Here is a 14,135-nt window from a genome sequence, read left to right on the forward strand (position 1 = left end):
TAACAGCAATGTCGCATCCATGCGCACGCCGCGAACACGGGTTGCGGATCGCACACGATCACACACTTCGCCACCGCATGCAGCTCCGCGACACCGCATCGTTTACCCTACCATCTCATCACTAACACCGAGTGCGCCCAGCATTGCGCGCAACTTTATCCGAGTCTCGGCCAATTCGCGTTCAGGATCAGAAGCGGCCACAATACCACAACCGGCAAACAACGTCGCTTCACGGCGACCGATCAATGCCGAACGCAATGCTACAGCGAACTCGCCATCACCACGCGCATCCACCCACCCAACCGGTGCGGCATACCAACCGCGGTCGAGCTGTTCACGGGCGCGAATCCAAGCCAATGCCGCCCGACCCGGCTTTCCACCAACTGCCGGCGTAGGATGCAGCCGCCGTACCAGATCAAAGATATCGTAACCGGGACGGATGCGGGCCGTGATCGGCGTAAACAGATGTTGGACATTCCGCACCTGCATAATCGTAGGCAACTCAGGTGCTTGAACCGTGTCGCAGTAATCGGTCAGCGCTGCCCGTATCATCTGCACGACAAAAGCGTGTTCGGCACGATCCTTTTCGCTTTGCAATAGTGCCGAAGCCAACGCAGCATCTTCTTCAGGCGTTTTTCCACGTGGCGCCGAACCGGCTAACGCCGAAGCGGCCACATCGCCATTACGCAGAGACACCAAGCGTTCGGGAGAAGCCCCCAGAAATGTGCGTCCACCGCGTGCTACCGCAAAGATAAAGGTATGCGGATAATCACGACGCAGCGTATCGAGGGTAGCCGCCGTATCGAACGGCTCTGGTCCACGTAACCGCACGGCACGGGCCAACACCACCTTCTCGAGCGTGCCGGCACGCAAATCGGTAATAGCATCGGCAACAATCGCCTTCCACACGTCAGGATCGAGCGATACATCAACTTGCACATCCAGCGGTGGTCGGCCAGGCCGCCACGACAACCCGATCAGCGCTTGCAAGCGACGGGCTGCTGCCGCTCCCAGTGCCAGGGTCGAACTCTGCGCATCGACCATACCGTTCACCGTTAAGGTAGTGACATCACCGTGACGCACGATCAACAAGCGTGGCACCACGAGTAGCGCATGGGGATAATCACGCCACAGCTCGCTCGGAGGCTGATCGGGATCAAAACGAAACCCGGCTACCGCCAGCGGTCCCTGCACCGGTATATCACGGTCGGCATCAATCACTGCTTCAGCCATCAATTGCCGCCATGCCTCAGCACTGGCGGCAAAGCGATCGGTTGAGAGAGGGGGCGTAAAGCTCCATGCTGCCCCCAGACCGGTAATCTCGAAATCGGCTGCCGGCACACTCCAAAAAAAGCGGTTATGGGTCACACCGGCGCCACGAGCGAATAACGCTAGCGGATCACGCAAACCAACTTGTGTTGTCACGCTGACCAAAACAGGACGTTCTAATTCGCGCGCACGGCGTCGGGCAATCTCGGCTGCTGCCTCCATACGAGGCACTTCGCGAAGAGTTGCGGTCGTTACCCGCACCCCAAGAAGTGGATTTGCCATATGTTCCAACGCGGGCCTTCTGTCGAAAAGGCGAGCTACAACATTATTTTTGCAAGACCCCTATGGTAACCAGTGTATTCGGTCGAAAAGCGACCTGCTATGTACATAGTAACACGTTTCGCAACAGGAAAAAGAGGAGTTGCTGCTTCTTCGCCTCCGCGCCTTAGCGTCCTCTGCGCCTTAGCGTTAACCCCTCCGCGCCTTAGCGTCCTCTGCGCCTTAGCGTTAAAAAATCTTGTTATACTACTTATACACCATCCTGTTCCCGGAAAGGAGCAACCCCATGGCTGCGCGGCGGATCCTTCTGACGCTCATCGGCCTACTTAGCATCATTATCCTGATCGGCACCCTCAGTGCCGGGATCATCACCTTCCTCCTATTCACCAATCGGCCACTCGACCAAAAACTACTGGTCGTAGGCCCAGATCGCAGATTAGCGCTCATCGATCGTCAAGGCACCGTCCAAGTACTTGCCGAAGACATCAGTCCAGAGTTGTTTCGCTTCCCGGCATTAGCCCCCGATGGCACCCGGATCGCATATATTGGTCAGGAAGGGAATGCCAGCGTGCTGCGTGTGATCGATTTAACGACCGGCAATCGTCTCGAACTGTACCGCTCAACGATCAACCCGCCACTCTACATCGTCTGGTCACCCGACAGCCGCTCACTCTCGTTCCTATCGAACCGCGCCCGTGGCTTGGGGTTACACATTGTCCCGGCCGATGGTTCACGACCCGCAGAGCTAGTTAGTAGCTCAACAGGTTCATTATATCTGGCTTGGCAACCCGACAGCTCATCACTCCTCGTCCATATCGACGGCTCACTGTTTGAAGACGGCCGCGTCATAACAGTGCAACCCGGTCGGCAACAACCGCTCTACGAACTCAACGACCCCGGCTTTTTTCAGGTCCCAGCATGGAGTATTGATGGGGAGAGTTTTTTCTATGTGGCTCAGCCACCGGTAGAAGGACCACCGATGGTCGAGAAGGTGGAAAGTGTCCTCTCTCGTGTGAAGGTCGGTGAAACCCAAGCCCAAGCTTTGGCTCGCGAACCAATGGCAGCAATTATCTTTAGCCGCTCTCCGCAAAGCGACGAAATTGCCTACACAACGGTTGGTCCCAATGGTTTTGGACCGCTAAAACTGGTTGGGCTTGACGGCAAGGTGCAGACACTTTCGGCAGCGAATGACAACGTCATCGCATTTTTCTGGTCGCCAACCGGTGAACAGATCGCATACCTCACCCCCGCCGGACGCACCACCGATGGTTTTGTCCAAGTGCGTTGGCAGGTTGTAAACCGTACCGGTGGTACACCGCGCTCACTCACAACTTTCGCGCCAAGCGATGCGTTCTTAGCCCAGATCAACTATTTCGATGCCTATGCGTTGTCATTCGATCTCTGGTCACATGATGGCCGGGCCTTAGTATACAGCGCTCGCGATGGGGTCTACGTGTTGGATGTCGGGCGTGGCATCGCCAAACGCCACAGCGATGGAACGCTGGCGATGTGGTTACCTCCACGCCGCTAACACCGTTTGTCGGATAACAAGTTGCAGAGCTAACGGAGCGCACGGATGACTAAATCGCGAAAGATCGCGGTGGTGGGAGTACGCTCGGCCAGCGCCACGAATCCGTAGCGCGTATCTGGAGCCAGTGTAGCACTGGTAATGGCGCTTATTTGTTGGTCATTGATCCACAGCTCGATGGTCTCTCCCTCAAGACGGGCTACAAGGCGAGTGCGTTCGTCAAGGCTCACACTACCTTCAGCGAACAACGTCCGTTGATCACCGTTACGTTCATCGCAGCGGAATGTATCATTAGCCGGGTTGATCAGAAAACGGATGTAACGCTGTGGATCGTTGAACCGCAAAACGAGACCGGCCCAATCACCGCGCACATCCACCGTCACTTCGACGATCATATCAGGTCCAATCGACGCAGTGCGAAACGCCCAAATATCTCCAAGACCAACATTCGTTTGAATGATGTAGCTCCCGTCGCGCGCACCGACACTCCAACCGTTGCCGTTAGCCGTCGGCCAGTCGCTGTTCAGGCCAAAATCAGCCTGATACACGATTGGTCCACCGGTAATCGTTGGGTTTGGTAATGGTGAAGGAGAAGGTTTCACCGTCGCTGTGGGAGTCGGCATCGGTGTCGCGGTTGGTACCGGCGTGCGGGTTGCCGTTGGCGAGAGGGTTAAAGCCGGTGAAGGTGCGGTGGTTGGCGCCGGTGCGGCTGTCGTGGGCGTTGGCATGGTAGCACCTACCGACCCTGATGCCGTCTGCGTCCCTTGGAATTGTCGCCAGCCGTACCATCCGAGAAACGCAAAGGTCAGGCTGCCGGCCGCTACGGCCAAGATCGTGCGACGCGAAACAGGGCGCCTACCGGCGGTTGCTACCGGTTGATACTCTGCTTCAAGTTCGGCGATGAGGGTAGCGCAATCACGGTACCACGGATTGATCTGCTGTAGCTCACGGAGTGTTGCCAGGGCCTGCAAGCGTCTCCCGGCAGCGAGATGCTTTTGTGCTTGATCGTACAACTCGGCTTGATAGTCACGTTGAACCGAGACAGAAGGTACAGCCGACGGACGTCGCTTTCGCAAGTTTTGGTACGCTTGATTAATGCGCCGTGCGCGACGAGCGGCGTACTCTTGTTCCGCCGGAGGTGCGCCAGCAAAACGATCTGGATGGTAGTGGCTAATCTGCTTAAGGTACGCCTGTTTGATCTCGTTAGGCGACGCTCCAGGCCGGACACCAAGAATAGCGTAGTCGTCGAGTTGTTCAAAATCGTCGTTCACGCAACCCCCTTTCGCGTTGCGGATTATAGCATACTATGAGGGTGCGTGAGAACAAACGGGTGCGCTTCCTTACCAGACTGCCCGTACTTGGAGCGCTGCTCGGAGCAAGCGGTGATACTCAGCCCGTGAGATCTCAATTGTCCCAAACTGCAACAAGTGCGGCCCGACGATAAATTGCGAATCCAGCAACACAAATCCACCGCGCCGGAGCCGCTCAACAAGATGCACTAATGCAACCTTACTAGCATCACGCACGCGGTGAAACATACTTTCGCCGGCAAACAGGCCACCCACCGCCACGCCGTACAATCCACCGGCCAACTGACCATCACGCCAACATTCGACACTATGCGCATGACCTAACCGATGCAGTTCACTGTAAGCTCGAATAATCTCCGGCGAAATCCAGGTTGACTCACGGCTCGGTGCCGGTTCGGCACAAGCAGTGATAACCTGTTCAAACGCTGCATCGTAGGTCACGGTAAAGAAGCCTGATCGCACGGTGCGGGCTAACCGGCGTGGTACGTGAAACCGTTCATCAAGCGGGATAATTGCGCGCCGGATTGGTTCGTACCACCCGATCTCACCACGCTCATCGGCCATCGGAAAAATGCCCTGGCGATAGGCAGCCAGTAACAACTCAGGTGTCAGGCGACCGGTCGACATAGTGCCTATCGAATAGCGCCCACAAGAGGTGTGGAACGACTGATCCCTGATGTAATGATGGCAATACACCAACCTAACAGGCCCAGTGTGAGGAACAACCCGATGAACACCGGCCATTCACCGTCGGGCAGCAATCGCCCGATCAGCAATGGCGCCCCGACCACACCGTAAATCAATCCACCAAACAGCAATGGCATCGGCAAAATAGTCACCGCCATACTTGGCCACGAGTAATGATAGACACTCAAGAAAACGTAGCACAGCCCATAGCTGATCGCTGCGCTCATCAGTGCGGCTAACAGATCGGCACTGAATGCAAACGGCAATGGACCGAGCAAGACCGGCGGTGCCCCGGTACGTAAACCGAGCAGGCTCAACAATAATTGAAAACTGACAAACATGGCGTAGATAAACAATCCGCTCCACGCACCAGGGTTCCACCAGCGATACAGGTAGAGTTGGAGGATGATCATCGCCGGTAAGGTATCGGGCCATGCTGCGCGTAGTGACGACATCACATCAAACGGACTGCTTAGCACCGACACAATCGTACTCAGCGTAGGCAGCGTTTGCAGACTATAGAGCAATCGCCAAAACGGTTCGAGGAGAGTACTAAGTTGACCGGCGGCTAGTGCAAGCACGTAGAGCGGATTACGCTGCTGCCACCACAACCAAATTGCCACGCCATACAGAAGAAATGTTATCACCACGGCAAGCAGGGTTCTTGCTCCTTTCCCACCAATACCAACACACTACTCCCACCGATATTCTCGCACTTCACCATTCTCAATCGTAAAGAGTTGATCGGTCAGACCATACTCACGCTGTACTGCATCGAGCTGAATCTGATGAGCAATACTGGTCAGAATCTCTTCATCGGCATCGCTAAAGGCAATCAGAAAATCACGGTTAGGGATGCCTATTACCATCTTTCCCGGAAATTGAGGCTGCCAACTTGCCAACAGATCGGGCAAAAGCAAACGGGTCGCATCATATCCGTCTTGCGTATTGGCGACGATAAGCCGTTGGGTACCTTCTCCGGTCATCAGAAACGTTGCACGATCTTTGGTGCGTGCAGCCAAATTTGCCAAAGCTCGTTCGTGCAACTGGTGTTCACCGATACCCCACCGCTCAAGATGGCGCTCGTTGATATAGGCCACGCTGTGCGGCTCATCAATGACGTAGGTAATGATTAGATCGGCTAAAAACGGTCGGTAGGCCAACATCGGCAATTTTTTCTCGAACACCGTATTGAGTAACACGATAGGTTTGAGCATCGGCATCACCCGATCGGCTACATCGGCAAACGTGTTAGCCTCTCGTGGCGGTGTCTGTTGGTGAATGACCCGCATCAGCGTGGCATACACCAGATCAAGATGCTCCGGTGCTTGTGCATACGCATTGTAAAATCTGGTCAGATCAATACGTATCGGTTGATTACCGGCTACTATCTGTAGCACCTCGCCGTCACGGCTGAGGATTGTCACCGTCGCTTCTTCCCGCAAACGACGCTCGATCTCAGCGCTAAATGCTGCCCGATCAAGCGGAGTCTTCCCGTTCATCGTTCTTCGTCCTTTACACTAATTGTATCGAGGCTATGTTGCCACACCTCGCGCAACCTGGTCACCGGTAGATCGATCAATTGCCGATTGCACTGTGTGATCTGTACGACCGGTATTGCCGTGACTACCCCCAAGCGAACCAGTGGCAAGCCATCTAATGCTGCTTCCAGCGCTGCGGTTTGCGCCGGATCGACTTCCAGCAAGAATCGGCTTGGTGTCTCACTGAACAAGGCTGCGATTGGATCGAGATCGACTGCATCGAGGTTGAGCTGTAACCCAAGCTCACCGGCAATCGCCATCTCAGCCGCTGCCACCGCTAGTCCACCCTCGCTCAAGTCATGACAGGCGCGTACCAAGCCAGCACGGATAGCGCGGTGTAAGGCACGAAACGTCGCAGGTGCGGTTGCCAGATCGACCTGTGGTAGCGCACCACCATCTTCGATCATCCCTACTGCGGCCAGATGACTACCGGCAAATTCAACTCGCGTTGTCCCCAGTAAGTAGATGACATTGCCGGCCTGTTTAAGATCCATCGTCACACATTGCCTGACATCATGGACGTAAGCCATTGCCGAAATCAGTAACGTGGGCGGGATCGCTATCCGTCGGCCATCGGCATCACGATACTCGTTATTGAGCGAGTCCTTACCACTGATGAAGGGTGTACCAAACGCGACTGCGCCATCGTAACATGCCGCCGCCGCTCGTACTAACCCGGCCATGCGATCCGGCTGTTTGGGATCACCCCAGCAGAAATTGTCAAGAATCACGGTTTGGTCTGGATCACCACCAACTGCCACAACATTCCGCAGCGCCTCATCGATAGCAGCCAGTGCCATCCAGTACGGGTCGTGCTGCCCATAGCGCGGACAGATACCAAACCCTAATGCCAAACCGGCTGGATGATCGGGTAGCGGTTGAAGAACGGCCCCATCAGAGGGGCCAGCTAATGTCGCACCCACCAGCGGCTTGATCACCGTACTACCACCGACTTCGTGATCGTAGGTGCGAATAATACGCTCTTTCGAGGCAATCGATGGGTGCGCCAATAATGCCAGCAGTGCGGCTTCCGGGTGTACGTGATCAAGCTGTGGTGAGCGGGTCAATGCCGGCGATGGCTCCCAACGCGCTTCGAGCACTCGTTGGGGACGGCCATCGTGGAGAAACGCCATCTCAAGATCAACCACGGCGCGATCATGGTAATAGACGCGGAGACGGCCATCGTTGGTAAAGCGACCAATCGGCGTTGCCTCAACATCCTCGGCGACACAAAGCGTCAATAGTGCTACCAACCGATCAGGTGGTACGGCGAGCACCATGCGCTCTTGCGCCTCCGAAAGCCAAATCTCCCATGGTTGTAAGCCGGCATATTTGCACGGCACACGCTCAAGGTGAACTTCAGCACCCAATTCGGCTCCCATCTCACCAATCGCCGAAGATAATCCCCCGGCGCCACAATCGGTAATCGCCGAGTACAACTTGGCATCGCGTGCCTGCAATAGAACATCGAGCATCTTTTTTTCGGTGATCGGATCGCCGATCTGCACCGCACTGCCTACCTCAACCGCAGTGGTATGCGTCAATTCGATACTCGAAAATGTCGCACCATGAATACCGTCGCGCCCTGTTCGTCCTCCCATCACCACAATAATGTCACCGGGACGTACATTACGTGGATGTAGGCCGCGCGGTGCTAACCCAACGGTCCCGCAATAGACGAGCGGATTGGCAGTATATCCGGGATCGAACAATACCGCTCCACCCACCGTTGGAATACCGAGTTTGTTGCCATAGTCGCGTACACCTGCAACCACACCGCTTGCCACCCGACGTGGATGGAGGACACCGGGTGGCGGCGGCGGTGCATCGGGCATGCCGAAACAGAGCACGTCAATATTGGCAATCGGGCGGGCCGATACGCCCAATATATCACGAATGACCCCGCCTACACCGGTATTCGCTCCACCAAACGGCTCAAGCGCACTCGGATGGTTGTGCGTCTCGACCTTATACGAAACCTCATAGGTTGGGCCAAATGCAACAATTCCGGCATTATCTACAAACGCGCTAAGTACCCACTTATCATGACGCTTGGTCAACACCTGTTCGGTTGCCCGCATCAGAAAGGTGCGGATCAAGCTGTCAATCTCCGTCTGACCGCTTGCCAATCGCGCAAACATCGGATGTAGCTCGGCGTTGGCCGGCAATGTCTCCGGTGGTTGTTCATACCGAACACGCGCTTTGAACGTCTTGTGTGAACAGTGCTCGCTCCACGTTTGGGCAATGGTTTCGAGTTCTCCGTCGGTCGGATCGCGACCTTGACCGGCAAAATAGCACTGAATGGCGCGCATTTCGGCCAAATCAAGCGCGAGAACACCTTGCTGGCTTATGTTAAGTAATTCGGTATCATCGGCAGTGCATAGGGGAATATTGGCAACGACCGGCTTGGTCGGAGCCGGTTCGGCGACCAGCATAGCATAGAATGATACTCGTGCCGTCGTTGCTTCGCCGGTACGGTACGCAATCGTAGTATGCACTACCTCAATCGCCAACTCAGCCGCCGCCTGCACCGGATCGGTCTCCGGTGGCAACAGATAACGTCGCAACGCACGCGCATGCGTCAAGCCACGCACACCTAATCGGCGTGCTCCCTCGATCACACTTTCCCCTTCGCTGTCGGTCACACCGGGACGATAGGCAACTTCTACCACGAGCGCATCAGTTGTGGGTAGAAAGGGATCGGTCAGGGGTTGGTCATCTGTGAGCATTTGCCAGTGAGCTTGCTGGACGACAGGATCGTGAAGGAGTTGTTCGACCAGTTGCGAAACTACCGCCGGTGTGAGTTCAGGTCCGTCGAGCAGGTAGAGGGTCTGTGATACGGCAGTGCGCGTCGCGACTGTCACGAGATAGAGCGGCATACGTACTCCAAAGATGAGCGCTGTACGATCACATTTTGCGCATTTATATCGTTTATAATCTTGAGTATACCATCTTCTTTTGCCGATGGTGCAACACGGAGTAGCTCATGCTCAGACTGTACCAGATTCTGATACTGTTCGTTGGCCTGTTTGTTACCCTACTACCGGCATTAGCCACTGCCCAGAGCACGGCCAGTTTAACTGGTATTATCACCTACCGCGAACAGGTTCTTCTGCCTGCCGATGCGCTGGTGGTCTTGCAAATTGCCGAAGTAACCTCCGCCGGTAGCGGTGGCCGCGTGATCGTTGAGCAGACATTCGCCACCGGTGGGGCACAGCCACCGTTTCGGTTCAACCTGACCTACAATCCGGCACTGATCGATGCCGGACGGGTCTATACGCTGCAAGGTCGTATTCAATCGGGTGGTCGTACTCTCTTCACGACGGCTAATCTCATTCCGGTCATTACCGGCAGTGCCCCGCGCAGCGACATCAACGTGGTGATGTTAGCGGTGCGTGGAGCAACCCTTCCTGCCGCCGGTAGTGAACTGTGGTTGGTAGGAACCGCGCTGGGGTTAGGGGCAGCGGCTTTGGTTCTGCACGGTGTGCGCCGGTTCGGACAAACGAAGACGGCGTAACGTAGAGGTGATACATTGTATGGATTGCGGAAGCAAGGCTTCCGCAATCCATACTGTTTGCGTGCTGTGGTAAGATAATAACGAACTACCAATGACCGGTAATCTACGGAGTCGTATGGAGATATTCAACGTCCATCTGTTTGAATTCATCTTGATCGCCGGTCTCGCACTCGTGCTGTTCGGCCCTGAGCGGCTACCGGAAATAGGACGATTTGCCGGCAAGCAGGTGGCTAAATTTCTGGCATGGCAGCAACAGTCACCTGAATTGCAAATGATCAACGAAATGCGCAATGAGTTTGAGCGAGAGATTGCTCAGTTGCGCGACGAACTGATCTACACACGCAAGCAGCTCGATGTGCGTAACGATGTGCAGGCGATTGTTGATGAAGTGAAGTCGGTAGGTCAGGAAGTCCAAACTACGCTCCAGGAGGCGACCACTGCCACCGACACGACCAAGGCAGTGCTTGAAGCGCAACCGGCAACCAAACCTACGATCCGTCCTCCAGCACACGCACCGGTACCGGCTACGACCGCTGTTGCTTCCACAGCGTCGACCGATCCATCTTCCTCCGGTATTGCCCAACCCTTAACCGATGAAGATCGGGCTTTGTTTACCGAGATGTCGCAACCGAATCCGCCGCCGTCTACCCATAACGGGACCACGCAGCCACCACTGTCCGCAGACGAAGTCGCCGATCTTGTACGGCGACTCAATACGCTGGCTGCTGAGTTTCAATCGATTGTCTTTCAATTGCAAGCGCGCGGCGTGCTCGATGCAAATTGGCAACCTGCTGCCTCATCTCCTGCTGTCTCTGAGGAGTCTGTGACGCCATGACGACGAAACCGGCGCGTACCGACGAAGCCGGCGAGGCTTCGATGACATTAATCGAACACTTGATCGAATTGCGTAGCCGCATCATCAAGGCCGGTATTGGTGTATTGATCGGCATGGTGGTGGGCTTTATCGCGGTGTGGCCGCAAGGTCCGATTAAGCTGATCGATATTCTGATCCTCACGTTTGCCCCGGTCAATGAGCGTTTTGCCCCCATCCAGTCGGTTGGTACGACCGAGCAGTTTACCAGTTATATGAAAGTGGCACTGCTTGTCGGGGTTATTCTGGCAATGCCGGTGATCGTCTATCAATTGCTGGCTTTCATTATTCCGGGGCTGACCGCGAGCGAAAAGCGGTTGATCTTTCGCGCGTTACCGTTTGTCACCTTCTTTTTCTTGGCCGGGATTGCTTTTGGCTGGTTCGTCACTACACCGGTCGCAATCCGGTTTTTGATCGGCTTTTCCGACTCTCCCCTGATTCAAACTCAGCCGACGCTGTCGGATTTCTTAGAGACGGTATCAATGCTGTTGCTGATCAACGGCATCGTTTTTGAACTACCGATCATTATTTATGTACTGGCGTATCTGAATGTGACGACGGCCAAACAGTTGGCCAGCTACCGACGGTATGCTTTGGTGATTGTGGTTATTATTGCAGCGTTTATTACTCCGACCGGCGATCCGGTCAATCTGATACTCTTGGCGTTGCCGATGTATTTGTTATACGAGGTTGGGATTATCCTTGCACGCTTCGTCCCGCATCAAACACAGACTCGTCGCGTGTAACCGGCGTCCGGCAAGCATTCGTCGTAGACATATCCCTGTACATTCCGTTATCGTCTGCGCAAAATTGGTATAATACAGTCATCTGGACAAAAGCGCAGCTCCTCTGCCACCGGTACGCTCTACCGGTGGTTGGCTGTTATCTACCGCATTCTGACAGAACACCGAGGTGAGCGTTATGGTAGAACGGATCTGTCCGGCTTGTCGCCATAGTAACCCGCTCGAAAACCGATATTGTGGTGCCTGCGGTGCAGCACTCACCGAGAGCGATGCATTGGCGCCACGCGAATCAACTGCTCTTGCCCCACGTTCATTTCCGCTCGCACTCTCTCCGGCACAGGTGCGCCAAATCGGCGCGGCACTAGCACTTGGAGCCGCAACGCTTGCTGTTGAAGTTGGTAAGGCATGGTTGCGTCGTCGTATGGGAAGTACCACCACCGGCGCATCGCTGACTCCGGTTCCAACCACTGCGGTTACCGTGCCAACCGTTGTCGAGCCATTCAAGATCACAACGACGATTGTCAGTCAGCGCGTCGTCGAGGTTTGGGAGCGCGGTGAGCTGGTGCGACAGGTGATAGAACGCCACGTCTGGCGACGCGAAGATTAGCCGGGAACCGGCTCAGGGGCAGCGGCGTCATCCATAATGTGGTACGATACTCTTGCCGCCAATACAGGAAGGACTGGCGATGATGCAGGCTGTAGACCCTTCTAACTACCAAACATTGCGTCGGCACTTGCGCCCACTGAGCCGTAGGTTGCGCCTCAGCGATGGATTGGTTCTTGCCAGCCGCACGCTCTGGATCGGCTTAACCGGTAGTGCTGTTGTTGCTGCACTTGGATGGGTGACTCCGATTCCTCACCTGAGCTGGTGGGTCACGGGACCCCTTATCGTTTGGCTGCTCGTTATTATCGGTGTGACGGCTTTCAAACCGTTACCGCCACGTCGAGCTGCTCAGCGGGTTGACCACATCCTCAATCTGCGTGAACGTTTGTCGACGGCGATTGAGTTGTACGAGACCGATACCGATACGCCATTGGCGCCGTATCAGCAAGCCGATGCCAGTGCGTTGGCGACACGGTTACATCCACGCCAGATTCCCATCGTCATCCCACGCCGACCATTGTTGTGGGCATTGTTACCGGCACTGGTACTCGTGGCCTTGCTCACGCTACCCAACCCGATGAAGCGTATTTTGGCCGAACGCCAGGCGGTGGCCGAGATGATTGAGCAGGTGAATCAGCAGTTGGCAGCACTAGAAGAGGAATTGGCCGCACGTGATGATCTTACACCCGAACAGCGTGCCAGGCTAGCGGAGATTTTACGTCAGTTGCAGGCTGAGCTGGAGCGTAATCCCGGCGACCGGCAAGAAGCCCTGGCCGATTTGGCCCAAGCCGAAATGCAGCTACGCCGGCAACTGAACTCGCAGATCGATACGCGCCAGGCAGCCCTCGAACAGTTAGCCCGCCGGTTAGAACAATTGTCAAATAACCAGGCTTCGCCCCGGCCAACCCTCGATCAACTACGTCAGCAATTGGAGAATTTGGCTGCGAGTCTTGATCAGATGAATGCGGCTGAACGGGAAGCACTGGCCCAAGAACTCGCCCAGCAGGCTGCGCAATTAGCCGCATCCGATCCGGCAACGGCACAGGCATTACAAGATGCTGCCCAAGCGCTCGAACGGGGTGACACCCAAGCAGCCGCTCAAGCCCTGCAACAAGCGAGTCAACAAGTTCGCAATACACAAGCCGCTGCCGCTAATCAACAAGCCGTTCAGCAAGCCCTGAATAACACCCAAGCTGCTCGCCAACAGATTGCCCAGGCCGGTCAACCCGGTCAGCAAGGCCAGCAAGCCCAACAAGGCCAAGGGCAACAGGGGCAGCAAGGACAACAAGGACAGCAAGGCCAAGGGCAACAAAGTCAACCCGGTCAGGGGCAGCCCGGTCAGGGTCAACAGGGTCAACCCGGCCAAGGACAGCAAGGACAACCCGGTCAAGGTGGTGGTTCAACCGCCGATAATCTTGGGCAGCAGCAAAGTAATGTACCGGGCAACGTCGATCCCAATCGTCCCAGTTCCCAGCAAGGTCACGGCGGCAATAGCGATCTCGTCTACCAACCGTTCAATCCTTCCGGCCAAATTGGCGATCCCGATTTCATCCCCGGTCAACAGGGAAGCGGTGGGAGTAGCGAAGTTCGTCCGGGGCAAGGGCAGCAGAGTGGGATAAATAACCCCTCGGTAGTGCCTTACGAACAGATTTTTCCCCAATACCGGCGCACGGCGACCGAAGCGTTGGATCGCGGGAGTGTCCCGATCTATTTGCAAGATTTCGTCCGCGATTACTTCTCACGTCTTGAACCGTAAATGCTACATTGTGTATATCGTCGGATACCA

The 14,135-nt window shown here is 55.6% G+C and carries 12 protein-coding genes; 6 read left to right on the forward strand and 6 right to left on the reverse strand.

What is annotated here, in order from left to right:
* Positions 1-102: 102 nt before the first annotated feature.
* Positions 103-1,551 (reverse strand): isochorismate synthase, encoded by a 1,449-nt coding sequence (locus tag AC01ZF_RS12365; protein ID WP_424676563.1) that lies wholly within the window; start codon positions 1,549-1,551, stop codon positions 103-105.
* A gap of 283 nt (positions 1,552-1,834) precedes the next feature.
* Here AC01ZF_RS12365 and AC01ZF_RS12370 point away from each other — a divergent pair, with 283 nt between their 5' ends.
* Positions 1,835-3,079 carry a TolB family protein gene (locus AC01ZF_RS12370; protein WP_424676414.1) on the forward strand — a complete coding sequence of 415 codons (1,245 nt, stop codon included), beginning with the start codon at positions 1,835-1,837 and terminating at the stop codon, positions 3,077-3,079.
* 29 nt (positions 3,080-3,108) lie between these two features.
* Here AC01ZF_RS12370 and AC01ZF_RS12375 read toward each other — a convergent pair whose 3' ends face one another.
* The 5 genes from AC01ZF_RS12375 to purL all read right to left on the reverse strand — a co-directional run bounded on the left by AC01ZF_RS12375 (position 3,109) and on the right by purL (position 9,493).
* Positions 3,109-4,347, reverse strand: coding sequence for a J domain-containing protein (locus tag AC01ZF_RS12375; protein WP_424676415.1), 1,239 nt, complete (start codon positions 4,345-4,347; stop codon positions 3,109-3,111).
* A 69-nt stretch (positions 4,348-4,416) separates the two neighbouring features.
* On the reverse strand, positions 4,417-5,013 hold the full coding sequence (gene aat / locus AC01ZF_RS12380) for a leucyl/phenylalanyl-tRNA--protein transferase (RefSeq protein ID WP_424676416.1): 597 nt from the start codon (positions 5,011-5,013) through the stop codon (positions 4,417-4,419).
* Positions 5,014-5,018: 5 nt separating this feature from the next.
* A complete protein-coding gene (locus AC01ZF_RS12385; protein ID WP_424676417.1) occupies positions 5,019-5,720 on the reverse strand; it encodes a hypothetical protein in 702 nt (233 codons plus the stop codon).
* Between the two features lie 45 nt (positions 5,721-5,765).
* Entirely contained in the window at positions 5,766-6,575 is an 810-nt protein-coding gene (locus tag AC01ZF_RS12390; protein WP_424676418.1) for a DUF1444 family protein, read from the reverse strand.
* Positions 6,572-9,493: a phosphoribosylformylglycinamidine synthase subunit PurL gene (gene purL, locus AC01ZF_RS12395; RefSeq protein ID WP_476575386.1), complete on the reverse strand. Its 2,922-nt coding sequence runs from the start codon at positions 9,491-9,493 to the stop codon at positions 6,572-6,574. The genes AC01ZF_RS12390 and purL overlap by 4 nt, the downstream gene beginning before the upstream one ends.
* A gap of 107 nt (positions 9,494-9,600) precedes the next feature.
* Between purL and AC01ZF_RS12400 the strand changes: the two genes are divergently transcribed.
* The 5 genes from AC01ZF_RS12400 to AC01ZF_RS12420 all read left to right on the forward strand — a co-directional run bounded on the left by AC01ZF_RS12400 (position 9,601) and on the right by AC01ZF_RS12420 (position 14,105).
* On the forward strand, positions 9,601-10,131 hold the full coding sequence (locus tag AC01ZF_RS12400) for a YbaY family lipoprotein (protein ID WP_424676420.1): 531 nt from the start codon (positions 9,601-9,603) through the stop codon (positions 10,129-10,131).
* A 115-nt stretch (positions 10,132-10,246) separates the two neighbouring features.
* Positions 10,247-10,966 (forward strand): Sec-independent protein translocase subunit TatA/TatB, encoded by a 720-nt coding sequence (locus AC01ZF_RS12405; RefSeq protein WP_428132463.1) that lies wholly within the window; start codon positions 10,247-10,249, stop codon positions 10,964-10,966.
* Positions 10,963-11,748: a twin-arginine translocase subunit TatC gene (gene tatC, locus AC01ZF_RS12410; protein ID WP_424676422.1), complete on the forward strand. Its 786-nt coding sequence runs from the start codon at positions 10,963-10,965 to the stop codon at positions 11,746-11,748. Before AC01ZF_RS12405 ends, tatC begins: the two co-directional genes overlap by 4 nt.
* Positions 11,749-11,923: 175 nt before the next feature.
* Positions 11,924-12,352: a zinc ribbon domain-containing protein gene (locus AC01ZF_RS12415; RefSeq protein ID WP_428132461.1), complete on the forward strand. Its 429-nt coding sequence runs from the start codon at positions 11,924-11,926 to the stop codon at positions 12,350-12,352.
* Positions 12,353-12,431: 79 nt separating this feature from the next.
* Positions 12,432-14,105 carry an AAA family ATPase gene (locus AC01ZF_RS12420; RefSeq protein WP_424676424.1) on the forward strand — a complete coding sequence of 558 codons (1,674 nt, stop codon included), beginning with the start codon at positions 12,432-12,434 and terminating at the stop codon, positions 14,103-14,105.
* Positions 14,106-14,135 lie beyond the last annotated feature (30 nt).

This window comes from Chloroflexus sp., from assembly GCF_056331925.1.